The 25,155-nt window shown below is 61.4% G+C and carries 22 protein-coding genes and 6 tRNA genes; 20 read left to right on the top strand and 8 right to left on the bottom strand.

Features of this window, described 5'->3' with window-relative positions:
• The first annotated feature begins 25 nt into the window (after positions 1–25).
• The 6 genes from GCN74_RS13600 (at position 26) to cheY (ending at position 5,727) form a co-directional block, all read left to right on the top strand.
• Positions 26–532 carry a chemotaxis protein CheW gene (locus GCN74_RS13600; RefSeq protein WP_152257163.1) on the top strand — a complete coding sequence of 169 codons (507 nt, stop codon included), beginning with the start codon at positions 26–28 and terminating at the stop codon, positions 530–532.
• Between the two features lie 195 nt (positions 533–727).
• Positions 728–2,440 carry a methyl-accepting chemotaxis protein gene (locus GCN74_RS13595; RefSeq protein ID WP_152257162.1) on the top strand — a complete coding sequence of 571 codons (1,713 nt, stop codon included), beginning with the start codon at positions 728–730 and terminating at the stop codon, positions 2,438–2,440.
• A 70-nt stretch (positions 2,441–2,510) separates the two neighbouring features.
• Complete coding sequence (locus tag GCN74_RS13590) at positions 2,511–3,383, top strand: CheR family methyltransferase (protein WP_152257161.1); 873 nt, start codon at positions 2,511–2,513, stop codon at positions 3,381–3,383.
• A gap of 9 nt (positions 3,384–3,392) precedes the next feature.
• Positions 3,393–4,001 (top strand): chemoreceptor glutamine deamidase CheD, encoded by a 609-nt coding sequence (gene cheD / locus GCN74_RS13585; protein ID WP_131378402.1) that lies wholly within the window; start codon positions 3,393–3,395, stop codon positions 3,999–4,001.
• Positions 4,002–4,110: 109 nt separating this feature from the next.
• Entirely contained in the window at positions 4,111–5,181 is a 1,071-nt protein-coding gene (locus GCN74_RS13580) for a protein-glutamate methylesterase/protein-glutamine glutaminase (protein ID WP_152257160.1), read from the top strand.
• 147 nt (positions 5,182–5,328) lie between these two features.
• A complete protein-coding gene (gene cheY / locus GCN74_RS13575; protein ID WP_026132837.1) occupies positions 5,329–5,727 on the top strand; it encodes a chemotaxis response regulator CheY in 399 nt (132 codons plus the stop codon).
• Positions 5,728–5,798: 71 nt separating this feature from the next.
• On the opposite strand, the gene GCN74_RS13570 is transcribed toward cheY, so the two are convergent.
• Entirely contained in the window at positions 5,799–6,551 is a 753-nt protein-coding gene (locus GCN74_RS13570) for an SDR family oxidoreductase (protein ID WP_152257159.1), read from the bottom strand.
• Between the two features lie 294 nt (positions 6,552–6,845).
• On the opposite strand from GCN74_RS13570, the gene GCN74_RS13565 reads away from it, so the two are divergent.
• Positions 6,846–7,310, top strand: coding sequence for a hypothetical protein (locus GCN74_RS13565; RefSeq protein ID WP_152257158.1), 465 nt, complete (start codon positions 6,846–6,848; stop codon positions 7,308–7,310).
• A gap of 40 nt (positions 7,311–7,350) precedes the next feature.
• On the opposite strand, the gene panC is transcribed toward GCN74_RS13565, so the two are convergent.
• From panC to metG, 5 genes are all read right to left on the bottom strand, one after another.
• Entirely contained in the window at positions 7,351–8,190 is an 840-nt protein-coding gene (gene panC, locus GCN74_RS13560) for a pantoate--beta-alanine ligase (RefSeq protein WP_152257157.1), read from the bottom strand.
• 54 nt (positions 8,191–8,244) lie between these two features.
• Positions 8,245–9,177 carry a segregation and condensation protein A gene (locus GCN74_RS13555; RefSeq protein WP_152257156.1) on the bottom strand — a complete coding sequence of 311 codons (933 nt, stop codon included), beginning with the start codon at positions 9,175–9,177 and terminating at the stop codon, positions 8,245–8,247.
• Between the two features lie 17 nt (positions 9,178–9,194).
• A complete protein-coding gene (locus tag GCN74_RS13550; protein ID WP_152257155.1) occupies positions 9,195–9,404 on the bottom strand; it encodes a DUF3460 family protein in 210 nt (69 codons plus the stop codon).
• Positions 9,405–9,512: 108 nt separating this feature from the next.
• A complete protein-coding gene (locus tag GCN74_RS13545) occupies positions 9,513–9,992 on the bottom strand; it encodes a GNAT family N-acetyltransferase (RefSeq protein WP_152257213.1) in 480 nt (159 codons plus the stop codon).
• A gap of 19 nt (positions 9,993–10,011) precedes the next feature.
• Positions 10,012–12,174 carry a methionine--tRNA ligase gene (gene metG / locus GCN74_RS13540; protein ID WP_152257154.1) on the bottom strand — a complete coding sequence of 721 codons (2,163 nt, stop codon included), beginning with the start codon at positions 12,172–12,174 and terminating at the stop codon, positions 10,012–10,014.
• A gap of 160 nt (positions 12,175–12,334) precedes the next feature.
• Between metG and apbC the strand changes: the two genes are divergently transcribed.
• The 4 genes from apbC to GCN74_RS13520 all read left to right on the top strand — a co-directional run bounded on the left by apbC (position 12,335) and on the right by GCN74_RS13520 (position 17,039).
• Positions 12,335–13,423 carry an iron-sulfur cluster carrier protein ApbC gene (gene apbC, locus GCN74_RS13535; protein WP_152257153.1) on the top strand — a complete coding sequence of 363 codons (1,089 nt, stop codon included), beginning with the start codon at positions 12,335–12,337 and terminating at the stop codon, positions 13,421–13,423.
• A gap of 221 nt (positions 13,424–13,644) precedes the next feature.
• Positions 13,645–14,052: a DUF4399 domain-containing protein gene (locus GCN74_RS13530; protein WP_152257152.1), complete on the top strand. Its 408-nt coding sequence runs from the start codon at positions 13,645–13,647 to the stop codon at positions 14,050–14,052.
• Between the two features lie 175 nt (positions 14,053–14,227).
• Entirely contained in the window at positions 14,228–15,916 is a 1,689-nt protein-coding gene (locus tag GCN74_RS13525; RefSeq protein ID WP_226939028.1) for an alkaline phosphatase family protein, read from the top strand.
• Positions 15,917–16,076: 160 nt separating this feature from the next.
• Positions 16,077–17,039: a hypothetical protein gene (locus GCN74_RS13520; RefSeq protein WP_152257151.1), complete on the top strand. Its 963-nt coding sequence runs from the start codon at positions 16,077–16,079 to the stop codon at positions 17,037–17,039.
• 15 nt (positions 17,040–17,054) lie between these two features.
• On the opposite strand, the gene GCN74_RS13515 is transcribed toward GCN74_RS13520, so the two are convergent.
• Positions 17,055–18,617: a phospholipase D family protein gene (locus GCN74_RS13515; RefSeq protein WP_152257150.1), complete on the bottom strand. Its 1,563-nt coding sequence runs from the start codon at positions 18,615–18,617 to the stop codon at positions 17,055–17,057.
• 62 nt (positions 18,618–18,679) lie between these two features.
• On the bottom strand, positions 18,680–19,918 hold the full coding sequence (gene lysA, locus GCN74_RS13510; protein WP_152257149.1) for a diaminopimelate decarboxylase: 1,239 nt from the start codon (positions 19,916–19,918) through the stop codon (positions 18,680–18,682).
• A gap of 102 nt (positions 19,919–20,020) precedes the next feature.
• On the opposite strand from lysA, the gene GCN74_RS13505 reads away from it, so the two are divergent.
• The 9 genes from GCN74_RS13505 (at position 20,021) to GCN74_RS13465 (ending at position 25,043) form a co-directional block, all read left to right on the top strand.
• Positions 20,021–20,932, top strand: a complete 912-nt coding sequence (locus GCN74_RS13505) for a LysR family transcriptional regulator (protein ID WP_152257148.1) — start codon at positions 20,021–20,023, stop codon at positions 20,930–20,932.
• A 70-nt stretch (positions 20,933–21,002) separates the two neighbouring features.
• Positions 21,003–22,409, top strand: coding sequence for a glutamate--tRNA ligase (gltX, locus tag GCN74_RS13500; protein ID WP_152257147.1), 1,407 nt, complete (start codon positions 21,003–21,005; stop codon positions 22,407–22,409).
• Between the two features lie 124 nt (positions 22,410–22,533).
• A tRNA-Ala gene (locus GCN74_RS13495) sits at positions 22,534–22,609 on the top strand.
• A 67-nt stretch (positions 22,610–22,676) separates the two neighbouring features.
• A tRNA-Glu gene (locus GCN74_RS13490) sits at positions 22,677–22,752 on the top strand.
• A 134-nt stretch (positions 22,753–22,886) separates the two neighbouring features.
• Positions 22,887–22,962: transfer RNA gene (locus GCN74_RS13485), tRNA-Ala, on the top strand.
• A 38-nt stretch (positions 22,963–23,000) separates the two neighbouring features.
• Positions 23,001–23,076: transfer RNA gene (locus tag GCN74_RS13480), tRNA-Glu, on the top strand.
• A 50-nt stretch (positions 23,077–23,126) separates the two neighbouring features.
• Positions 23,127–23,202 (top strand) — tRNA-Ala (locus tag GCN74_RS13475).
• 446 nt (positions 23,203–23,648) lie between these two features.
• Complete coding sequence (locus GCN74_RS13470; RefSeq protein ID WP_152257146.1) at positions 23,649–24,725, top strand: DUF5694 domain-containing protein; 1,077 nt, start codon at positions 23,649–23,651, stop codon at positions 24,723–24,725.
• A 242-nt stretch (positions 24,726–24,967) separates the two neighbouring features.
• Positions 24,968–25,043: transfer RNA gene (locus GCN74_RS13465), tRNA-Glu, on the top strand.
• Positions 25,044–25,155: the final 112 nt, after the last annotated feature.

Here is a 25,155-nt window from a genome sequence, read left to right as displayed (position 1 = left end):
ATAGATAAAGATAGGAAAACGCACCATGTCAGATACTCAACAAACATCCGGAAGCAATGCGGGCGACGGCAAGGACATCGCCGGCCGTGAATTCCTGGCCTTCACCTTGGGCTCCGAAGAGTACGGCATCGATATCCTGAAGGTCCAGGAAATCCGTGGTTACGAAGCGGTCACCCGCATCGCCAATGCGCCTGAATTCATCAAGGGCGTGATCAACCTGCGCGGCATCATCATTCCCGTGGTCGACATGCGCATCAAGTTCAACCTGGGCACGCCCGTGTATGACCAGTTCACGGTGGTGATCATCCTGAACATCGGCGGGCGCATCGTCGGCATGGTCGTCGACAGCGTTTCCGACGTGACCACCCTGAGCCCGGAGCAGGTCAAGCCGGCACCGGAAATGGGCACCGCCTTCTCGACCGATTACATGATCGGCCTGGGCACCATCGACGAACGCATGCTGATCCTGGTCGATATCGACAAGCTGATGTCGAGCAGCGAGATGGGCCTGATCGACAAGCTGGCGGCGTAAGCGGCCGGACGGCAGCAGGGCGGCGCCCGGTGCGCCGCCGTTTGAGCACGCAAAGAATCACTACAGATATGCATGTACCGGCGCGGGCAGTAGCCTGAGGCGCGCCGGCAGGCTGCAAGGTCCGATAGAGACCCGGCCATAACACGGCGCCGTCCGGTTGAACGGGCGCCGTTCACATAAATATTGGAGACTGTAATGAGTTTGCGCGATTTTAAGATAGGCACCCGGCTGGGCATAGGTTTCGGCAGCATCCTGGCCATCCTGGTGGTAGTGATCGTTTCGGCGAATGCACTGAATTACCGTAACAAGGCCCAGTTGCTCTCGGGCCTGGCACTGGCAAGCGAAAAGAATACGCAGGCGTCGCTGATGAAAAGCGCGATGCTGGAAACGGGTATCGCCATGCGCAACATCGGCTTGCAGGGCGACGTGGGCCTGATGCAGGTGGAAGAGGGCAAGGTGCGCGAGCAGCGCAAGCTGTACGACGGCGCGCGCGGCAAGCTGGCTAGCCTGGGGCTGTCCGATGGCGAGAAAACGCTGCTGGCCAATATCGCCAAGGTCGACGGCGAAGTCGATGCCGCCTTCAAGGAGGCGATGGGGCAGGTGCTGGCGTTTAACAGCGAGGGCGCGGCCAAGGTGATTGCCACCCGCATCGACCCCTTGAACAAGGCGACCCTGGCCGACATCAACAAGCTGCTCGACTTGCAGCATGTGGCCCAGCAAAGCTTCATGGACGACTCGCTGGCGGCCGATGCGCGCCTGATGACCGTACTGTTCATCCTGGGCGGGGCGGCGGTGGCGATCGGCGCCTGGTGCGCCATCTTCATCACGCGTTCGATCACGGTGCCGCTGTCGGGCGCTCTGGCCGTGGCACAGAAGGTGGCGGCCGGCGAGCTGACGTCGCGCGTGGTGGTCGAAGGCAAGGATGAAACGAGCGCGCTGCAGCAGGCGCTCAAGGACATGAACGAAAGCCTGGTGCAGACCGTCAGCGACGTGCGCAAGGGCACGGAAACCATCACCGTGGCGTCCAGCGAGATCGCCAGCGGCAATGCGGACCTGTCGGCGCGCACGGAAACGCAGGCCAGCTCGCTCGAAGAGACGGCATCGTCGATGGAAGAGCTGACGTCGACCGTCAAGCAGAACGCGGACAACGCGCGCCAGGCCAACCAGCTGGCCGTGTCCGCATCGTCGGTGGCGGAGCAGGGCGGCAAGGTGGTGGCGCAGGTGGTCGATACCATGGGTTCCATCAAGGACAGTTCGCGCAAGATCGTCGATATCATCGGCGTCATCGACGGCATCGCGTTCCAGACGAACATCCTGGCCTTGAATGCGGCAGTCGAAGCAGCGCGCGCAGGCGAGCAGGGTCGCGGCTTTGCCGTGGTGGCGTCGGAAGTGCGCAACCTGGCGCAACGTTCGGCCGGCGCGGCGAAAGAGATCAAGGGCCTGATCGGCGATTCGGTCGACAAGGTCGATGCGGGCAGCCGCCTGGTGGACGAGGCGGGACAGACCATGGGCCTGATCGTCACGTCGATCCGGCAAGTGGCCGACATCATGGGCGAGATCACGGCGGCAACGCAGGAACAGAGCCATGGCATCGAGGAAGTCAACCAGGCCATCGCGCAGATGGACCAGATGACGCAGCAGAACGCGGCGCTGGTCGAGGAAGCGGCGGCGGCGGCCGAGAGCATGCAGGACCAGGCGCAGAGACTGGCCGGCGCCGTCAGCATCTTCAAGCTGGGCGGCGAGAGCGTGGCGCCGGTGGCCAGGCCCGTGCCCCTGACGGTGGCGGCACGGCCGGTACTAGGTGTGGCGGCAACCGTGCGGCCGGTGGCAAAGGCGGCGCAGGCCGGCACGCCACCGCCCGCGAAAAAGCTGGCGGCGGCCGGCGGCGACGATTGGGAAGAGTTCTGACGCCAGCCCGATCCCGCTAGTTATACTTGCAAAGGCATTGGTCAGAGTAGTCATAGAGAGGTAAAAACAAATGCCGCAAACTAAAACGGATTCGGTCAAGGAATTTGACTTTACTGGCAAGGACTTCGAGCGGGTCCGCGCCATGATTTACAAGCGGGCCGGCATCGCGCTGGCCGACAGCAAGCAGGAGATGGTCTACAGCCGCCTGGCCAGGCGCCTGCGCGCGACCGGCATCTCCTCGTTCGTCCGCTACCTGGACGACCTGGAAGCGGGCCGCATGGGCGACGAGTGGGAAGCGTTCACGAATGCGCTGACGACCAACCTGACGTCGTTCTTCCGCGAGGCGCATCACTTCCCGCTGCTGGCCGAGCATGTGAAAAAACTGAGCGGGCCGATCACCATCTGGTGTTCGGCCAGTTCCACCGGCGAGGAGCCGTATTCGATCGCCATGACGGTGTGCGAGGCGTTCAATACGCTCACGCCGCCCGTCACCATCATCGCCACGGATATCGACACGAACGTGCTGGCCACGGCCGCCAATGGCGTCTACAACCTGGACCGGCTCGAGAAGATGCCGGCCGACCGTGCGCGGCGCTTTTTCTTGCGCGGCAAGGGCGACCGCGAGGGGCAGGTGCGGGTGCGCCCGGAACTGCGCCAGATGATCACCTTCAAGCCGCTCAACCTGCTGGCCGACAGCTGGCCCCTGACGGGCCAGTTCGACGTCATCTTTTGCCGTAACGTGATGATTTATTTTGACAAGGCGACGCAGCGCAAGATCCTGTCGCGCTTTGTGCCGTTGATGAAGTCCGATGCCCTGCTGTTTGCGGGCCATTCGGAGAATTTTCTGTACGTGTCGGATTCATTGAAGCTGCGCGGTAAAACAGTCTATGAGCTCGATCAGCCACGGGGCGCCGCACCCAAGGCATCGTCGCATCGTACATGAGAGTGAAATATGAGCCTGGAACCCAAAGAGCAATTTGCCACTAACGTCTATTACGACAGGACGTTCAATTGTGACGCCGCCAAGATCTTGCCTGGTGAGTATTACTTTACCAACAAGGACATGCTGATCGTCACCGTGCTCGGCTCCTGCGTCTCGGCCTGCATCCGCGACCGCGTCACTGGCCTGGGCGGCATGAATCACTTCATGCTGCCCGACGGCGGCAGCGATCCGAATAGCCCGATCTCGGCGTCGATGCGCTACGGTACCTACGCCATGGAGATCCTGATCAACGATTTGCTGAAGGCGGGCGCGCGGCGCGAGAACATGGAAGCGAAAGTGTTCGGCGGCGGCGCCGTGCTGCGCGGCTTCACGGCGATCAACGTGGGCGAACGCAATGCGGCCTTCGTCATCAATTACCTGAAGGCGGAAAAGATGCGCGTGGTGGCCGAGGACTTGAACGACATCCATCCGCGCAAGGTGTATTTTTTCCCCCGCAGCGGCAAGGTTCTGGTGAAAAAACTGATGCAGACGCATAACGATACACTGGTGCGCCGCGAACTCGATTACGCCAGCCGTCTCAAGGTTGCGCCGGTGGGTGGCGAGATCGAGCTGTTCTGATAAACGCCAGGCCAAACCTGCTGCGCGGCGCGCTTTGCGGCCTGCGGTGGTTTTGTCCGATGTACTAATTTAATAAAGAAGAAGGGCCGCAAGGCCTGGAAGGATAACTATGAAGATCAAGGTATTGATCGTGGATGATTCGGCGCTGATCCGCAGCGTCATGACGGAAATCGTGAACAGCCAGCCTGACATGGAAGTGGTGGGCGCGGCGCCCGATCCGCTGGTGGCGCGCGAGATGATCAAGCAGACCAACCCCGACGTGCTGACCCTGGACGTCGAGATGCCGAAAATGGATGGCCTGGACTTCCTGGAAAAGCTGATGCGTCTGCGTCCGATGCCGGTGCTGATGGTGTCGTCGCTGACGGAGCGCGGTTCGGAAATCACCATGCGCGCGCTGGAACTGGGTGCCGTCGATTTCGTCACCAAGCCGAAGATCTCGATCCAGAGCGGCATGCGCGAGTACACGGACATGATCGCCGACAAGATCCGCGCCGCCTCGAAGGCACGCATCCGCGCGCGCACCCTGCCGTCGGCCGGCGACAAGGTGGCCGCACCGCTGCCTGCGCTGCGCAGTCCACTGACGTCGAGCGAAAAGCTGATCATCGTGGGTGCCTCCACGGGCGGCACGGAAGCGATCCGCGAATTCCTCATGCAGATGCCGTCCGATTGCCCCGGCATCCTGATCACGCAGCACATGCCGGAAGGGTTTACGCGCTCGTTTGCGCGCCGCCTCGATTCGCTGTGCAAGATCTCGGTGCAGGAAGCGGCTGGCGGCGAACGGGTGCTGCCCGGCCACGCCTACATCGCGCCCGGCCATTCGCACCTGACCTTGACGCGCAGCGGCGCCAACTATATGACCAAGATCGACCAGGGCGAACCCGTCAACCGCCACCGCCCGTCCGTCGACGTGCTGTTCCGTTCAGCCGCGCAATCGGCAGGCAAGAATGCCGTCGGCGTGATCCTGACCGGCATGGGCAAGGATGGCGCGCAAGGCATGTTGGAGATGAAGGCCGCGGGAGCGTATAATTTTGCGCAGGATGAAGCCAGTTGCGTGGTGTTCGGCATGCCGCGCGAGGCGATTGCCATCGGTGCTACGCATGAGGTCGGCGCTCTGACGGCGCTGCCGGGCATGGTGCTGGGACACCTGGCTGCGCACGGCATGCGCGCTTTGCGCGTGTAAGCCACGTTTTATATGATCTGAGGCAAGTTTGTTCGCCTAAAAGCAACGAAAATGCTATCCTACAACTTGCTGCCGTAGTGTCGACCATAATGTCGGCATTCATGTCGATATTATTAACAAACCGCTACAGAAACAACGGAGTTATTCATGGCTGATCCAAAGATGAAATTTTTAGTCGTTGACGATTTTTCGACGATGCGCCGCATTGTCCGGAATCTGTTGAAGGAACTGGGTTATGCCAACGTCGATGAGGCGGAAGACGGCGTGATGGGCCTGGCCAAGCTGCGCGCGGAATCCTTCGATTTCGTCGTTTCGGACTGGAACATGCCTAACATGGATGGCCTGACGATGCTGCAGCATATCCGCGCCGATCCCGCACTGGCCAAGCTGCCCGTGCTGATGGTCACCGCCGAAGCGAAAAAAGAAAACATCATCGCCGCCGCGCAAGCGGGCGCCAGCGGTTATGTTGTCAAGCCGTTCACGGCCGCGACCCTCGATGAAAAACTGAACAAGATTTTCGAGAAGCTGGAAAAAGCCGGCGCCTGATCACGGCTTGCCACGCTTGAAAAAACGCTGCCAGTGCGAACTGGCAGCGTTTTTTTTCGTCTGCAGGAATTTCAGACCAGCCCGCCATTCGCGCGCAGGGGCTGGCCATTCACCCAGCGGCCATCGGGGCCGGCCAAAAAGGCCACGGCGGCCGCGATGTCGTCCGGCGTGCCCAGGCGCTCCAGGGGCGCCATCTTGCTCATGCGCTCTATCGTTTCCTCCGTCTTGCCGTTCAAGAACAGGGCCGTGGCCGTGGGGCCGGGGGCGACGGCGTTGACGGTGATGTCCTTGCCGCGCAATTCCTTGGCAAAGATATTCGTCATCGTCTCGATGGCCGCCTTGGTGGCGCCGTAGACGGAGTAGCCGGGCAGGGCCAGGCCGATCACGCTGGTCGAGAAATTGATGACGCTGCCGCCGCGGCGCAAGCGCGTCGCCGCCTGGCGCATGGTGTTGAAGCTGCCCTTGACGTTGATGGCGAACAGGCGGTCGAAGGTGGCGTCGTCCGTGTCGGCCAGGGTGGGCAGCACGGGCGGCATGATGCCGGCGTTGTTGACCAGCACGTCGACGCCGCCGAAGGCCGCTTCGGCCGCATCGAACAGGGCTTGCACGTCGGCCCCATCGGCCACGTTGGCCCTGACCGCGATGGCACTGCCGCCCTCGGCCGCGATGGCCTTCACCAGCTGGTCCGCTTCAGCCTTGCCGCTGGCGTAATTGACGACGACCTGCATGCCGTCGCGCGCCAGGCGGCGGGCGATGGCCGCGCCTATGCCGCGCGAGGCGCCCGTGACGATGGCAACTTTGGCGGAATGGGATGCTGTGTTCATGGTGCTTCTCCTGTCATGGTGGGAGGCCCGTAAGCCGTCGCTGCGAGCCAGTACCCCCATTGTGATCTTTATCTGTTTGCGGATAAAGATGGGGATATTGCTTTCAGTGTGCAAACTGCATTAACAATTGCGACCGGCCTGCCTGCTGCGGGAGCGCACGCTCACGTTGATCGCAGGTAATTGCGCAACGGAATGAAATATTTCCTAAAGTTAACTTTACACGTCAAATAATTTGGCCCATGATCGCTGCACTATTCCACCTCTGTCCCCGACCCCGACAAGAAGGAGCGCACCATGCGCCGAGCACCCGTATTATTTTTTGCCTTGAGCACTGCCCTGTTGGCGGCCTGCGGCGTGAGTCTGGAACAGGCGAGTGTCCCGCCCGCCATTGCCGAGGCGCCGCCAGCGGAGGCCCGGGACACGGCCGTGCAGCCGTCGCCCGACGGCGAAGGCCGGCATGCCTATCTGCATCGCGTGGGGGGGCATGATTATGTCAGCCTGAGCCAGGATGGCCCGCAGGGCGGCTTGCCGATACTTACGGGGGCGCAGCGCGGTGCGCACGCCATCCGCCTGCTGGCGGCCGATCCGGCCCAGGCGCGGGCCATCCTGCGCAGCCTGAGGCTGCCTGCGAACCAGCGCAAGCTGTGGGCGGGGCAGGAAATCGCGCTCGATGCCGCCAGCTATGACATGTTGCAAGCGGCACGCGGCCATAACAAGCCCCTGTTTGCCGAGCTCAGGCTGGTAGGAATGGAGAAGTAGGGGGAGGAAACGGGGCCGAGCGGCCCCGTCGAGGCGACGCTTAGATTTCCAGGTTGTCGATCAAGCGGGTCTGGCCCAGCTTGGCGGCGGCCAGCACCACCAGCGGTTCGCCGGCAGCCAGTTCGGCCGCGTTTGGTGCCTGCAGGTTGGCGCGCTTGCGCACGGCGATGTAATCCGGTTTCCAGCCGCGGCCGTCGAGCAGCTGCATGACCGCCTGTTCCAGTTCGCCCACGGCCAGGTTGCCCTTGCGTACTTCCTCGGCGACGAAATTGAGACCCTTGTACAGCTCCGGCGCTTCCGCGCGTTCGCTTTCCGACAGATACATATTGCGCGACGATAAGGCCAGGCCATCGTCGGCCCGGTAGGTTTCGGCGGCGATGATTTCCGTCGGCAGCGCGAATTGGCGCGCCATGTTGCGGATGATCATCAGTTGCTGGTAATCCTTCTTGCCGAACACGGCCACTCTGGGACCCACGCACGAAAACAGCTTGGTGACGACCGTGCACACGCCTTCGAAGAAGCCGGGGCGGAATTCGCCTTCCAGGGTATTGCCCAGGTCATCGGGCGGGCGCACGCGGTATTCCTGCGGTTCCGGGTACAGTTCCTTTTCCGTGGGCGCGAACAGCACGTACACGCCTTCCTTTTCCAGCTTGGCGATGTCGGCCGCCATGGTGCGCGGATATTTCTCGAAGTCTTCGTTCGGACCGAATTGCAGGCGGTTCACGAAGATCGAGGCGACGACGGGGTCGCCATGCTTGCGCGCCAGGCGCATCAGCGACAGATGGCCTTCATGCAGGTTGCCCATGGTGGGTACAAACGCCGTGCGCAGCTGTCCGCTGAGCTGGTCGCGCAATTCTTCGATGTCGGAAATAATTTTCATGGATTGCTTTCGCTAAAACCCCGTTGTACGGTGGTCAGTGACAAAGGGAGGGGATCAGGCGGGCGAATAGGCCAGCCGGACGTAGATGGGGGCAAACGGTTCGGCTTGCGTAATTTCGATCAGGGTTTCCTTGGCCAGTTCCAGCAGGGCCACGAAGTTGACCACCACCACGGGCACGCCGCCGGCAATGTCGAACAGCTCGCTGAACTCGACGAAGCGCGACGATTGCAAGTGGCGCAGGATGCTCGACATGTGCTCGCGCACGGACAGTTCCTGGCGGCTGATGCGGTGATGCTGGGTCAGCTTGGCGCGTTTCAGCACGTCGAGCCATGCCTGCTGCAAGTCCACCGGCTCCACGTCGGGCCAGGTGGGCGTCAGGCTTTGCTCGATGAAAATCTGCGTGCGCACGAAATCGCGCTCGAACTGGGGAATGGCGTTCAGGTCGTAGGCGGCCAGCTTGATCTGCTCGTACTCGAGCAGGCGGCGCACCAGTTCGGCACGGGGGTCGCCGCCATCTTCCTCGACGTCGCTCTTGCGCGATGGCAAGAGCATGCGCGACTTGATCTCGATCAACATGGCGGCCATCAGCAGGTACTCGGCGGCCAGTTCCAGGTTGCGCACGCGGATCTGGTCCACATATTTCAGATATTGCAGGGTCACCTGCGCCATCGGGATATCGAGAATGTTGAAGTTTTGCTTGCGGATCAGATAGAGCAGCAAGTCGAGCGGGCCTTCGAAGGCTTCGAGGAAGATTTCCAGCGCGTCCGGCGGAATGTACAGATCCGTCGGCATGCGCAGCATCGGCTCGCCATACAGGCGGGCGATGCCCAGCGGGTCGGCGGCGGGCGCCCCGTCCGTTATTGCCGTGGCCGATGCTGCAGGGTCGCCGCTGCCGTCGCCGTCAGCGACAGGTGCGGGCGACTCGATGACTGCGCCGGCGCCGGAAGCGTCCACTTCCGGCGTGACTGCAGACTCTTCAGGCAACATCGTGCCGGTTCCAGGTCTTAGTTCTTGTTCTGGTAAACGTAAGCCTGTTGCTTGATGGCCGATGCCAGCTGGCGCTCCTGCTCATCGATGCTGACGGCCGGCTTGTCCCACAGCAGGGCGCGGCCCGCTTGCTGGCCCGCTTCCATGCCAGGATTCTTGGCCTTCAGTTCGGCGATGAACAAGGTGTGGTCGGATACGTAGTTGGTGTGTTTTGCAGGCAGTTTCATATTCTCTTCTGAGTGTCTTATAAGTAAGGTCAGCCGGCCGTATTTTACCGCGCCGTGTCGCTTGGCGGGTTGTTGTATCGGCAAGTCCAGGGGCGAAATTGCTAAAAATCAATAACGCAGCAGGCGCCGCATCACCATCGGCGCCGGTTCGGCGGGGTTGGCGTGCGAATATTCCAGTTCCTCGGCCAGCTCGAATTCGAAGGCCGCATAAAAATCGAGCAGCTTGCGCTGGTCGCGCCGCACGGCCAGGCGCAATTCCTCGGCCTGGCACGACAGGCCGTGATGAATGATGGCCTCCAGCAAGTGCTGCGAAACGTGGCTGCCCCGGTAGGCGGGCAGCACGCCCATGCGTGAAATCTTCCAGATGGCGGGATCGCTGTCGAGCGGCATCCAGCGCAGCGAGCCGGCTGGAATGTCGTCGATCAGCAACAGAAAACCGCCGCCGTGGCGCAATTGCTCTTCCACCTGCTGCGCCGTCTCGTGGTGTCCACTGGACGAGGCGGCCACCTTGCCGGCCCACGCGGCGCGGGTCAGGTCGGCTATCAGCTGTGCATCGGCATTTGTTGCTTCGCGCACCACGATATTCATCATCGGTTCCTGTCTGTCCTTAACGGATGCGCATGCCAGGTTCGGCGCCTGGCCACGGGTTCAGGATGTAGATACCCGGATTCGCCTTCTCGTCGGCGGCGGACGCAGCCATGACCATGCCTTCGGAAATGCCGAACTTCATCTTGCGCGGCGCCAGGTTGGCCACCAGCACCGTCAGCTTGCCGATCAGCTCTTCCGGCTGGTAGGCCGAGCGGATACCCGAGAAGACGTTGCGCAAACGGCCTTCGCCCGCATCCAGGGTCAGGCGCAGCAATTTGTCGGAGCCGTCCACCAGTTCGCAGTTGACGATCTTGGCGATGCGCAGGTCGACCTTGAGGAAGTCGTCGATCTTGATCTCGGGCGCCAGTTCCTCGATGGCGGAAGCCGGTGTTTCCGCAACCGGCGCTGGTGCAGCGTCGTTGGCGGCGTCGGCCGCCGGTGCCGCCACGGCGGCCGCTTGCGGCGCGTCAAACAGCGCTTCGATCATCTTTGCATCCATGCGCGTCATCAAATGGCTGTAGGCGCCGATGGTGCGGCCCAGCATGCTGTTCGAGACGGCGTCGCCGAACACTTGCGTGTCGGCCCAGGTGAATTCGGCGTCGTTGAGGAACGAGGCCACGTTCTTCGCCACGCCCGGCAGCACCGGCGACAGCAGGATCGTCAGCTGGCGGAACAGGATCAGGGCCGTGGTGCACACGTCGTGCAGCTCGGCCGTCTTGTCCGCATCCTTGGCCAGGATCCACGGTTTGTTTTCATCGACATACTGGTTGGTGATGTCGGCGATTTCCATGATTTCGCGCAAGGCCTTGCCGAATTCGCGGTTCTCGAAGTGCGCGGCGATGCTGGCCTGGCGCTCGACGATGACGCCGTTGACGTCCACCGTCAGCGCGCGGTTGATCCAGCTTTGCGCGCCTTCCGACAGCGTCGACGCCAGCTTGCCGTCGAAACGCTTGGCGATGAAGCCGGCGCAGCGGCTGGCGATGTTCACGTATTTGCCGATCAGGTCGCTGTTTACGCGGGCCACGAAATCGTCGCCGTTGAAGTCCAGGTCTTCCACTTTCGAGTTCAGCTTGAAGGCGATGTAGTAGCGCAGCCATTCCGGGTTCATGCCCAGGTCCAGGTAGCGCAGCGGCGAAATGCCCGTGCCGCGCGATTTCGACATCTTTTCGTTGTTGACCGTCAGGAAGCCGTGAACATTGACTTTCAGTTTGTCGATCACCGGATGGCCGGCAAATTTCAGCATGGCGGGCCAGAACAGCAAATGGAAGGACACGATGTCCTTGCCGATGAAGTGGATTTGTTCCGTGGCAGGATCGTTCAGCAGGGCGTCGAAATCGAGGCCTTTCTTGTCGCAATAGTTTTTCAGGCTGGCCAGGTAGCCGACGGGCGCGTCCATCCACACATAGAAGAACTTGCCCGGCGCATCGGGAATCGGGATGCCGAAATAGGGCGCATCGCGCGAGATATCCCAGTCGGCCAGCTTTTCGCCCGCTTCGCCCAGCCATTCGCTGACCTTGTTGACCATTTCAGGCTGCAGGCGGCCTGGCGTGTTGAGCCAATCCTTGAGGAATTCGAAGCAGCGCGGGTCGGACAGCTTGAAGAAATACTGTTCCGACGGCTTCATCACGGGCGTCGCATTGGTGAAGACGGAGAACGGATTGACCAGGTCGGTCGGCTGGTAGGCGGCGCCGCACACTTCGCAATTGTCGCCGTACTGGTTCTTGGCGCCGCATTTCGGGCATTCGCCCTTGATGTTGCGGTCGGCCAGGAACATGCCTTTCACGGGGTCGAAGAAGCGGTCGACGGTTTTCGTGACGATCAGGCCCGTATCGCGCAGCTTGCGGTAGATCGATTGCGACAGGTCGACGTTTTCCGGCGAGTCGGTCGAATACCAGTTGTCGAAGGCGATATGGAAGCCGTCCAGGTACTGGGCGCGGCCGGCGGCGATGTTGGCGACGAATTGCTGCGGCGTGATGCCTTCCTTTTCGGCGGCGATCATGATGGGCGTGCCATGCGTATCATCGGCGCCCACAAAGTGCACTTCACGGCCGGCTGCGCCATCGCGTTGCATTCGCTGGAACCGGACCCAGATATCGGCCTGGATGTATTCCATGATGTGGCCAATGTGAAAAGCGGCGTTTGCGTAAGGCAGGGCAGTGGTGACGAACAGCTTGCGAGTCATGATTGATGCACTTTTGGGATGGATAATAGGTCATTTTAACAGCGGAAAGGCAATATGAGCAGATGCAGCGCTGGCAAGTGATGCTTTTGCCGCCATCGCGCCATGCAAATTTGCGCTAGACTGCGCGTATTGCATATATGTAGTACACACGGAGATTTACATGAGCATCACAGTAGAAGACGTCAAGGCCGCGCTGGCCCAGGTTATTGATCCAAATACACATAAAGATTTCGTTTCCAGTAAAACCGTCAAGAATCTGAAGGTCGACGGCAATGATATTTCCCTCGACATCGAACTGGGCTACCCCGCCAGGAGCCAGATCGACCTGATCCGCAAATCCGTGCTGGCCGCGCTGCGCGTGCTGCCGGGCGTGGGCAACGTCAGCGTGGGCGTGTCGTCGAAGATCATTTCGCACACGGTGCAGCGCGGCTTGAAGCCGATGAGCAACGTGAAAAACATCATCGCCGTCGCGTCCGGCAAGGGCGGTGTTGGCAAATCGACCACGGCCGTCAACCTGGCCCTGGCCCTGGCCGCCGAAGGCGCCACCGTCGGCATGCTGGACGCCGATATCTATGGCCCGTCGCAGCCGATGATGCTGGGCATTGGCGGCCAGCCGAAGACGCTCGATGGCAAGAGCATGGAACCGATGGAAAACCACGGCCTGCAAGTGTCGTCGATCGGCTTCATGATCGATCCGGACGAGCCGATGGTATGGCGCGGCCCCATGGTCACCCAAGCCTTGCAGCAGTTGCTGGACCAGACCAACTGGCGTGATCTCGATTACCTGATCGTCGACATGCCGCCAGGCACGGGCGACATTCAATTGACCCTGTCGCAGAAAGTGCCCGTCACGGGCGCCGTGATTGTGACCACGCCGCAGGACATCGCGCTGCTGGACGCGCGCAAGGGCTTGAAAATGTTCGAGAAAGTCGGCATTCCCATCCTCGGCGTGGTGGAAAACATGAGCACGCACATCTGCTCGAACTGCGGCCATGCGGAAGAAATCTTCGGCGCCGGCGGCGGCGCGAAGATGTGCGCGGACTTCGGCGTGGAATTCCTCGGCGCCTTGCCGCTGACCATGGCCATCCGCCAGCAGACGGATTCCGGTACGCCGACCGTCGTGGCCGAGCCGGAAGGCCCCGTCGCCGTCATCTACAAGCAGATCGCCCGCACCATTGCGATCAAGGTGGCGGAAAAGGCCAAGGATATGACGAGCAAGTTCCCGAGCATCGTCATCAAGAACGATTAGCGGCTGGGTGGCCTTGCAAACCTACTGCGCAGCTCACTTTCGGGTCGGCGTTACTCACCGTACTAAAGTACGGTTGCGTTACTCAACCCGATATTGAGCTTGCTCGCTACGGTTTTCAAGACCACCGTGGTGCCATTGGATGCACTCTTCCCCGGCGCCACGACCGGCAGGAATATGGTTTCATGCAGTCCGTGTTGTTATATTAAACAAGAGGAGACATCATGCAATTGACCACCGTATTCCTGCGCCAAGCCGCAGCCGTGATCGCGGGCAGCCTGCTGGCCGCCAGCGCCTTCGCCCAATCCGTCTCGTTTGTCGAGCCCGTCGATGGCGCGACCGTGAGCAGCCCGTTCAAAGTGAAATTTGCCGTCAGCGGCATGGACGTCAAGCCGGCCGGCGACATGACGGCCAAGACGGGCCACCATCATCTGCTTATCAATATGGGACCGATGAAGGCGGGCGAGATGATCCCCATGGACGACAAACATTTGCATTTCGGCAAAGGGCAGACGGAAACGGACGTGACCTTGCCGCCGGGCCAGTACACCTTGACCATGCAGTTCGCCAACGGCGCGCACCAGTCGTATGGGCCGGAGTTGAGCAAAAGTATCAAGGTGACGGTCAAGTAGCCGCCCAGCCATTCCGCGCAACACCGCGACAGGCCGGATTCCCGCAGGAGTCCGGCCTTTTTCATAATATTGCTTATTGTCATCGTTACGTCATATAGTCGGCGTATGCTGCCCGGTGGCCAAGGTATGGCATCCCGATGGCATTCCAATAACGAGTTCTGATAAACGAGCGGATATGACGAAACATTTCTCCCTTTCCCGGCAACTGGCGCAGGCGCTGCTGCTGGTGGCTGGCATGGCGGCGAGCCAGGCACATGCGGCCAAGGCCGTTCCTGCTGCTTCTGCCGGTGTGGCGCAGCCGAAGCTGGTGGTGGTGCTGGTGGTGGACGGTTTGCCGCAGGAACAGGTGACGCGCTACCGCGACCAGTTCGGCCAGGGCGGCTTCCGCCGCCTGCTGGAGCAGGGCGCGTGGTTCAGCGATGCGCACCAGGCGCATGGCATCACGGTGACGGCCATCGGCCATTCGGCCGTGCTGTCGGGCGCCTATCCTTACCAGCACGGCGTGATCGGCAATAACTGGATCGATCCCGTCACGAAGAAATCCGTGTACTGCACCGAGGACGGCAATTTCCATTACATCGGCGAAGAAACGCAGCCCGACGACGGCACGTCGCCGGTCAAGCTGCGCGTGAGCACCCTGGGCGACGAGCTGCGCTATTCCACGGGCGACAAGGCCAAGGTCGTCACCGTGTCGGGCAAGGACCGCGGCGCCATCCTGCTGGCCGGGAAAACGGGTACGGCGTACATGTACATGGAAAAGACGGGCAATTTCGCCAGCAGCACCTACTATATGCAGCAGCACCCGCAGTGGGTGCGGCGCTACCAGGCCGCTAGGCCGCAGGACCGCTATTACGGCAAGAGCTGGACGCCGCTGCTGGCCGACGGGGCCTACGTCAACGATGCGCGCGACGACCTCGTGGCGGCCAAGCCGGGCACGCGCAACACCTTCCCGTTTGCCTATTACAGCGACAGCGGCAAGCTCGATGGCGAATACTACAGCCGCCTGAAGGCCGGCCCCTTCCTCGACGAGCTGACCCTGGAATTTGCCCGCGCCGCCATCGATGGCGAGAACCTGGGCCGCAACCCGGCTGGCGTGCCCGATATCCTGGGCGTGAGCCTGTCCGCGCACGATTACGTGAACCATGCCTACGGCCCGGAAAGCAAGATGTCGCACGACCACCTGCAGCGCCTGGACCGCATGCTGGCCGGCTTCTTTGCCGACCTCGATAAAAAAGTCGGCATGGACAACGTGCTGGTGGTGCTGACGGCCGACCATGGCTTTGCCAACGTGCCGGAATTTACGGAAGCGCGCGGCGGTTTTTCCGCCAAGCGCATCGACGGCGCGAAACTGGTCGATGCCTTGAACCAGCACCTGGCCACGACCCTGGGCGTGGATAAGCTGGTCACCGTATCGTCGCTGCCGAATATCTATCTCGATTACGCGCTGGCGGAAAAGAGCGGCATCCAGCGCGCCGCCCTGGAAGACGCGGCGGCCCGCTTCCTGCTGCAGCAGGACGGCCTGGCGCAAGTCTACACGCGCACGCAGATGGAAACGGGGGCCGTGGCCACGCGCATGGATACCCTGATGCGCCGCGCCTGGAACCGCCAGCTGTCGGGCGACCTGATGGTCGTCACGAAACCGGCCTGGTACTTCGGTAAGGGCGTAGGCGGCACCTCGCACGGCACGCCGTACACGTATGACACGAACGTGCCGCTGATGGTGTTCGGCCCGCGCTGGATCAAGCCGGGTGCCTATGGCCAGTACGCGGAAGTGGTCGACATCGCCCCGACCCTGGCGCACCTGCTGCGCGTGCGCCAGCCGTCGGCGTCGGAAGGGCGGGTGTTGATGGAGGTGGTGCGGTAGTTCAGGCATAGAGGTGTATCGTTGATGTAAAGGCCAGGCTTGCGTTTTCACGGAAGCCTGTTTTTTTATTGATTTAAGAGTTGTAAGTCGACAAATATCAATAGGCACGCAAAGTTCTTGACGGATAGTGAAATTTCTTTATTTCACGATGAGGACGTCAATGAACAGTTCACTATTCAAATGTTGTTGTATGGCATTGATGTGGATTTTGCTGCCGGGGTGCGTCGTGCCACACTTCGATCATGCCTCATATGACTATTATTATGCCGTTCCCTTGAAGGCCGACAAGCCGTGGCTAAGTCTGAGCAACGGGCTTGATCTGCATGCCTATAACAAATGTGAGCATAGTGAAGTGCCGCCAAAATGTGACCCGCCGGGTTTTTGGGTGATGGAGCGACCGCAGAAGCCGGATTGGCATGAGATAGGTCGCTACAGAGTGAGCGTGTGGCATCCCGGCAAGTTGCAGTTTCAACCAATGCTTTCGGCCTATGCCAACACGACGTATCGTGCAGTTAGTCTTGTTAAAGAAGAATCACGCAAAATATATTTGCTTCGGCCTGGGTTTGGTGGTGACGAGCGCCGATCACTGGAAGGAAACGACGCTGGTGTTGTTGCAATCGATTTGCGGCCAAACGCATTATGTAGCACGGATGAGCCTGTACCACGCCTTATTGTCTTTGATGCCGATAATATATGGGTATTTGCGGAGTATGAATCAGACTGCCGAAAGGATCTGCAGGCCGATTTCGCCCCGCTTGATATATTGAACTTTGAGGACAGCGATCAGTTTAATGCTATTTTGCGTAAACCGATGAAACTGTTTTACCTCAGCTCCAGCGTGGTAGGTCAGTCAGATTTTGGTCAACCGCGCACGGTTTTACGGGATGCTGATCTCCCGAATGAAAGTACGCGCAAGACCGTGCGCTTGTCCGAGGTCGTCCGATTACAGAGCACGATGTTCCGGCTTGAGACCACACCGGCGCCACCTCTGTTGCCAGTACCGGATTATCCCAATTTTTATTGTCACTACTCAGATACGGTTATTGGTTTGAGAATGATATTTTTTGATGGTGAGAAACCATACCCCGACCTTAAATATTGTCGGCCATTTCGCGGGAAATGACATAGGCTGCGTGCTTTACAGTAGCCAATCAATCGGCAGCACCGACAGTATCGCCACCCCCATGCGCTTCCACACGCTGGCGCCCGGTTCCGTGTCGTAGCGCGTGGTGCCGCCGCCGGCGTCGCGGGCGATCCAGTACAGCGTGCCGTCGTCGCCAAGCAGCACCTGGTAGGCGCGCTGCGGGATTGTGGTGCGCATGGCTAGGCCCAGCTGGCTGGCCAGCACGGGGCTGTCGATGACGAGGCCCATTTCCGTGTTCAGCTCGATCGAGCGCGGATCGAAATTGAACGAGCCGACAAAGATGCGCCGGTCGTCGACGGCAAAGGTCTTCGCATGCAGGCTCGATGCGGAGCTGCCGAAGCGGCCCGGTTGTTCGCGCGCGTCGCCCTGTTCCCACGAGCGGCGCGATTCATACAGCAGCACGCCCGCTTCCAGCAGCGGCTTTCTCCACTTCGCATAGCCCGCATGCACGGCCGCCACGTCGGTCGCTTCCAGCGCATTCGTCAGGATGCGCACGCCCACGCCTTTTCTCGCCAGGTCGGCAAAGGCCTGGGTGCCGGCTTTGCCGGGCACGAAATACGGCGATACCAGGTCGACTTCCTTTTCCGGCACGCCCAGCAGATTCTGCAGGTTTTCCGCCACCCCCGTGCCTGGCCGTGCCTTGTCCAGCACCTTGGCCGGATCGTCGCTGACCATGCGCGTCTTTGCCCATTCGAAGGGCAGGGTGCGTTCCATCATCTGCCTGACGAAGGGCGAGGTGCGCAGCGCCTGCACGTAGGCCTCGGCCGCCTGCGTATCGTCGATGCGGTCCGCCTCGGCGGCGATGGTGGCCGCGTCGCCATCGACGGGGCTGGTCAGCAGCAGGCTGGCCGGGTAGGCCGAGGCGCTGTTCCAGTAGCGGTCGAATTCATGCGAGACCTCGTCGACGACGGGGCCCACGGCCAGCACGTCCAGGTCGGCGAACAGCACGTCGCCGGCCGCGCCAAAATATTCATCGCCCACATTGCGTCCGCCCACGATGGTGGCCTGGTTGTCGGCCGTGAACGATTTGTTGTGCATGCGCCGGTTGAGGCGGGAAAAATCCGTGGCAAAGGCCAGCGCGCGCGGCGCGCGGGGCACGAAGGGATTGAACAGGCGGATTTCCAGGTTGCGCTGCTTGCCCAGCATGGCCAGGGTCTGGTCCAGTCCCGCCGTGTTGTTATCGTCGAGCAGCAGGCGCACGCGCACGCCCCGCTCGGCGGCCTGGCGCAGGGCGTCGAACAGCAGGGTGCCCGTGATGTCCTTGTGCCAGATGTAGTACTGCACGTCCAGGCTGCGCTGGGCCGCAGCGGCCAGCAGGGCGCGCGCGGCAAAGGCGTCGCGCCCGTCGACCAGCGGGTAGATGCCGGAGACGCCCGGGTGCTGCGCCACCAGGGGTGCAATGGCCGTGGCCAGCTGGGTGTGCCCTGTATCGGTGATGACGCTGGAGGGGATGCGGCCGTCCAGCGAAGGCAGCGCAGCGCAGCCGGCGAGAAGGGCGGACAGCAGCAGCGGCAGCAGCAGGGCGGCGCTGCGCGAGGGAAATACTTGGACGGGCATGGCGGGCTTTCATCGGGTTGCCCCGATGTTAGCAGATGCGCATGCCCGCACGGGGCAAGGTGTTACAACTGTTCCAGCGCGATCAGCTCGGCCACCGTCTGGCGGCGGCGGATCAGGCGGGATTGCTCGCCGTCGACCAGGTATTCGGCCGCATGGGGACGGCTGTTGTAGTTCGACGACATCGATGCGCCATACGCACCCGCACCTTCGAAGACGACATGGTCGCCCACCTGCGCTGCCGGCAGCAGCCGGGTTTCCACCACGCCGCCGTCGCGCTGGGTAAATACGTCGCCCGATTCGCACAGGGGGCCGCCGACCACGGTGGCGCGCTGCGCGTCCAGCGCGCGGCCGTCATGCGCAATCACCGACATTTCATGGTAGCTGCCGTACATGGCGGGGCGCATCAGTTCATTGAAGCCCGTATCGAGCAAGGTGAAGTGGTTGCCGCCCATTTGCTTGGTGGCGCGCACTTCGGCCACCAGCAGGCCCGCGTCGGCCACCAGGAAGCGGCCCGGTTCGATTTCCAGGTGCACGGGGTGGCCCAGGTGCGCCTCGATCTGCTTGCGCGCCGCGTCCCACAACTGGAAGTAGTGGTCCGTGTCGACGGGCTGCTCGCCTTCGCGGTAGGGCACGGACAAGCCGCCGCCCGTGGAAATGGCTTCCAGGTCGTGGCCCATGTTTTTTACCAGCTCGACCATGGTGCCGCAGACGGTTTCCAGGTGGCTGTAGTCGACGCCCGAGCCGATGTGCATGTGCAGGCCCACCAGGTGCAGGCCATGCGCGCGGATGACGGCCAGCGCCTCCGGCAGCTCTTCATGCCAGATGCCGTGCTTGCTGTTTTCGCCGCCCGTATTCGTCTTGTTGCTATGGCCATGGCCATAGCCGGGATTGATGCGCAGCCAGACGCGGTGGCCGGGCGACACGGGCCCCAGCTGGCGCAGCATGTCGACGGAGCCGCAATTGACTTCGATCTTCGCCGCCGCCACGCGCGCCAGGGTGGCGCGGTCGAACAGGTCGCAGGTGAATACCAGGCCGGCGGCGCCATTCGTTTGCGCCGGCGTAAAGCCCGCCTGCAGCGCGCGCTCGATCTCGCCCAGCGAGACGGCGTCCACGTGCACGCCCGCTTCGCGCATCAGCGCGAGCAGATGGATGTTCGAATTGGCCTTTTGCGCAAAGCGCACGGTGTCGAACTGGGCCAGCTGGGCGATGCGCGCGCGGATGGTGGCCGCGTCATATACCCACAGCGGCGTGCCGTGTTCCTGGGCGAGTTTGGCGAGGGTCTGGTCGGTGACGGGCTTCATCGTGTGCTTTCGGGGGAATGGGGGAGTGACTGCATGATGGCCGATTGCGCTTCGAATATAAAATATCCATTTAAACCTACCTTATTCATTTATGATATGGGTATGACTATCTCCCTGCGCCATATCGAAGTCTTCCGGGCCATCATGACGACGGGCAGCGTGACGGCCGCCGCCGCCATGCTGCACACGTCGCAGCCCACCGTCAGCCGCGAGCTGGCGCGCCTCGAGCATCTGACGGGCCTGACCCTGTTCGAGCGCGAGCGGGGGCGGTTGCGCCCCACGGCCCAGGCGCTGCAGCTGTTCGCGGAAGTGCAGCGCGCGTATTTCGGCCTGGAGCGCATCGTCAGCACGGCGGCGGCCCTGCGCCAGTTCGACCAGGGGCAGCTGTCGATCGCCTGCCTGCCCGTGTTTTCCCAGTCGCTGCTGCCGCAGGCGTGCAAGCGCTTCGTCGCCGACTTTCCCAAGGTGAGCATCAGCATCACGCCGCAGGAGTCGCCGCTGCTGGAAGAGTGGCTGTCGGCGCAGCGCCACGATATCGGCCTGACGGAAGTGGGCAGCGCGCCGCCGGGCACCACATTGAGTACCCTGATGTCCGTCGATGAAGTGTGCGTGCTGCCCGACGGCCACGATCTGGCGGCGAAAGCCGTGCTGCAGCCGGCGGACTTCGCGGGCCAGCCTTTCATCAGCCTAGCCGCCGTCGACCCTTACCGCCAGCAGATCGACGCCATCTTCGCGCAGGCTGGCGTGGAGCGGCGCATGGCGCTCGATACGCACAGCGCCGCCTCCGTCTGCGCCATGGTGCGCGAAGGCGTGGGACTGGCCATCGTCAATCCGCTCACGGCGCTCGACTATGCGGGACAGGGCTTGCAGATCCGCCGCTTTGCCGTGTCCTTGCCGTTCACGGTGAATCTGGTCAAGCCCCTGCACCGGCCCCTGTCGCAACTGGTCGCCCTGTTCGAGCAGGCGCTGCAGGCGCAGGCGGACGCCGTCAAGCGGCGCTTGCAGCTGCTCTAGGCGCAGCGGTGGAGCGGCGGCGGTCAACAGAGTAAAATGGTGTTTTCTTAATTTAAGCCTGATTACTTCGATGACCACCACTGCTACTCCTGTCCGTACCCGTTTCGCTCCCAGCCCGACCGGCTATCTGCACCTGGGCGGCGCCCGCACCGCTTTGTACAGCTGGGCGTATGCCCGCCACTTCGGCGGCACCTTCGTGCTGCGCATCGAAGACACGGACGTGGAACGTTCGACGCCGGAAGCCGTGCAAGCCATCATCGAGGGCATGAAGTGGCTGGGCCTGGATCACGACGAAGGCCCGTTCTACCAGATGCAGCGCATGGACCGCTACCGCGAAGTGGTGGCGCAGATGCTGGCGGAGGGCACGGCCTACCATTGCTACTCGTCGCAGGAAGAAGTCGAAGCGATGCGCGAGCGCATGCGCGCCGCCGGCGAAAAACCGCGCTACGACGGCACCTGGCGTCCGGAACCGGGCAAGACCCTGCCTGCCGTGCCGGCTGACCGCAAACCCGTCGTGCGCTTCAAGAACCCGCTCGACGGCGACGTCAGCTGGGACGACGTGGTCAAGGGCACGATCACGATTTCCAACCGCGAGCTGGACGACCTGGTGATCGCCCGCCCGGACGGCACGCCAACGTACAACTTCTGCGTGGCCGTCGATGACTGGGACATGCAGATTACCCACGTGATCCGCGGCGACGACCATGTCAACAACACCCCGCGCCAGATCAACATCCTGCGCGCCATCGGCGCACCGCTGCCCCTGTATGGCCACCTGCCGATGATCCTGGGCGCGGATGGCGAGAAGCTGTCGAAGCGCCATGGCGCCGTCAGCGTGATGGACTACCCGGCGCAGGGCTTCCTGCCGGAAGCGATGCTGAACTACCTGGCGCGCCTGGGCTGGAGCCATGGCGACGATGAAGTGTTCTCGACCGAGCAGTTCTGCGAGTGGTTCAACCTGAACCACCTGTCGAAATCGGCGGCCCAGTTCAACAATGAAAAACTGGCCTGGCTGAACAACCACTATATCAAGCAGGCCGACAATGCCCGCCTGGCCGACCTGGCGCGCCCGCAAATGCTGGCCGCCGGCGCCGTCTTCGAAGGCGCGCCGGACCTGGCGCAAGTGCTGGGCATGATGAAAGAGCGCGCCAACACCGTCAATGAACTGGCGGCCGCCTCGATGCTGTTCTTCCGCGAGCCGCAGCCGGAAGCGGAACTGGCCGCGCAGCACATCACGGACGCCATCAAACCCGTGCTGGCGCAGTTTGCCGAACGCATCGCCACGGTGGAGTGGAGCAAGGAAGCCGTGGCCGCCATGATCAAGGAAGTGCTGGCCGCGAACACCATCAAGATGCCGCTGCTGGCCATGCCTTTGCGCCTGATCCTGACGGGCCAGCTGCAGACGCCGGCCATCGACCAGGTGGTGGTGATCTTCGGCCGCGAGACCGTGCTGGCGCGCCTGGCAAAGTGGCTGTAATCGCCGCGCCGAATTGAGCGTGTAAATGCGGTGCAGAAACCGCCCCTATGAAAAGTTGCTCATAGACGAAAAAGGGTATTTGCAGAGTGAAACTTCTTTGCTATACTCTTGTTTCTGCACCAACGGGGGTATAGCTCAGCTGGGAGAGCGCTTGCATGGCATGCAAGAGGTCAGCGGTTCGATCCCGCTTACCTCCACCAGCAGCAAAATCGCAGTCAGGTTTTGTTAGTCGTTGAAGTGGTGCAGTTGTTGTCTGGAAGTTCCGCGGTCCCCATCGTCTAGAGGCCTAGGACATCACCCTTTCACGGTGAGTACAGGGGTTCGAATCCCCTTGGGGACGCCAGGTAGTTGTGGTATAGTAGTGGCAGTTGTTTGTACTGATTGTTGTAAGTTCAGGCCCGTAAAAAGCGGAATCTGGATGGAAAGCAAGTAGTGGAACAAAGTCGCCAAGTGCGGCTTTTATTATTTCTGCGCCCGGGGGGTATAGCTCAGCTGGGAGAGCGCTTGCATGGCATGCAAGAGGTCAGCGGTTCGATCCCGCTTACCTCCACCAACAGCGCAGAAGTAAGGTGGTAAAACTGTAGTACCGAGGTCCCCATCGTCTAGAGGCCTAGGACATCACCCTTTCACGGTGAGTACAGGGGTTCGAATCCCCTTGGGGACGCCAGTTCAGTCTGGTGTTGTGGTTGTGAAGAAGTAGCAGTGTTTCTGCGCCCGGGGGGTATAGCTCAGCTGGGAGAGCGCTTGCATGGCATGCAAGAGGTCAGCGGTTCGATCCCGCTTACCTCCACCAACAGCGCAGAAATCACATGGTAATCAAAGTCGCCTCGAGCGGCTTTTTTTATTTGCGTCAACGATTTTTGCGCAAGATGTCAGAGTTAGTCCCGCAAACCTCCACCAGCAGCGCAGAAACGGGTGGTAAATAGAAGTGAATAAGTCAAAGTCGCCTTGGGTGGCTTTTTTTATTTCCGAGGCATTTGTTGTTATGGCTTTCAGGGGAATATGGTTTAACTGTGGCGGTGTTGGTATGGCAAGCAAGAGGTGAATGTTCGATCCCGCTTGCGTTTGGCAATGGAGTGGGAATGGAAATACATCAAAGTCGCCCCAGGCGGCTTTTTTTGTTTCTATTGGTTGCTTGGCTATAACTGACAGTGATTTTCGGAGCGGTTACAGTTGGCGGGCAGGTTCAATTTTGCATGGCCTGCCATTAAAAATGGACCATTACATTCAGGAGACAGGATGCACCGCTTATTTGCCAGTTTTTTTCTTGCCACCATCATGCATATTCCCGCGCATGCGGAGGCGCCGCCTGCGGCGAAATTCGACCCCGGTGCGCTGAAGTTGCAAAAGGGGCCGTTCAATGACGTGCTGGTGCTCGGTTCCCCCCATTTGGCGCAATTGCCAAAATCGTTTGATCCGTCTCAATTGAGCTTGCTCAACGAGCGCCTGGCGGGCTGGCGGCCGGACGCGATCGCCATCGAGGCGCTTTCGGGCTTGCAATGCGCTTACTTGCGCGCCTATCCGCAGCGCTATGGCGATACGGTGAAAGTCTATTGCTATGATACTGCCGTCGCGCGGGCCGCTACGGGGCTCGATGCGGTGGCGGCCACGGCGCAGGCGGAGCGTTTGCTGGCCGCCTGGCCCGCGGCGCCGTCCGCCGCCCAGCGGCGCACGTTGGCCTCCCTGTTCCTGGCCGGTGGCGAGCGTGCATCGGCGCTGGTGCAATGGCTGCGCCTGCCTGTTGATGAGCGGCGCGCCGGTGACGGCGTGAGCGAACCCCTGGCCGCGGACCTCAATTCCCTGCTGGGGCAGCGCAACGAGAGCTATCAGATTGCTGCCGTGCTGGCGGCGAAGAGCGGGCACGAGCGGGTGCACGGCATGGATGACCATACGTCCGATATGCCTGTTGACGATGAAAAGGCGTATGCCAAGGCGATCAGGGCGGCCTGGGATAATTCCTTTTCTGCCGAGCGCAGGCGCATTCATGCCGGGTTTGAAGGGCAATTGAATACGCCCGCCGGTGTGCTGGCGGTTTACCGCGCCTATAACGGACGCGCAGAGGCGGATCTGGCCTTCCGCGGCGATTTTGGCGCGGCGCTGGAAGAGCCGTCGCCGCAGCGTTACGGCCGCAACTACGTGGCCTCCTGGGAAGTGCGCAACTTGCGCATGGCATCGAACATCCGCGAAATCATGGCGGCGCGCCCGGGCATGCGCACCCTGGTCATCGTCGGCGCCTCCCACAAGGGCTATCTGGAGGCGTATCTGGGCCAGATGCATGACGTGCGCATCGCCAGTACGGACGATATCTTGCGTTAATGAATGCTTTTGCCGCGCCAGACGTCTGGCGCGGTTTTTTTCTGCGTGCCTGGCGTGCCGCCGCTTCCATATCTTCCTGCCATCATCCTGTCCCCATAGGGGGCGATGATTCAAATAAGGCGGAAAAAAGAAGGCCAGCAGTTGATTTCGTGAATCGCTTCGTGTTAAACTTCGCGCACGCTTTTTTGAGGGGCTAAGCAAAGCCTTCAACGAAGAGTCCGCTGAGAGTAAAACCAGCACAGGTCCCCATCGTCTAGAGGCCTAGGACATCACCCTTTCACGGTGAGTACAGGGGTTCGAATCCCCTTGGGGACGCCAGGATTTAGTTGTAAAGTGAGTGCAGTGCTGAACGGGCCTGACAAGTCAGGCTTTTTTTGTTTCTGCAATATTGCTGCGGTACCGGGTCAGGATGCAAATAGTGCATTCAGGA

Origin of the sequence: Janthinobacterium sp. FT14W, from assembly GCF_009208755.1 — a bacterium.
GTDB lineage: Bacteria > Pseudomonadota > Gammaproteobacteria > Burkholderiales > Burkholderiaceae_D > Janthinobacterium > Janthinobacterium violaceinigrum.
The sequence above is the reverse complement of the archived record's forward strand: the minus strand, read 5'-3'. Positions and strand labels throughout refer to the sequence as shown.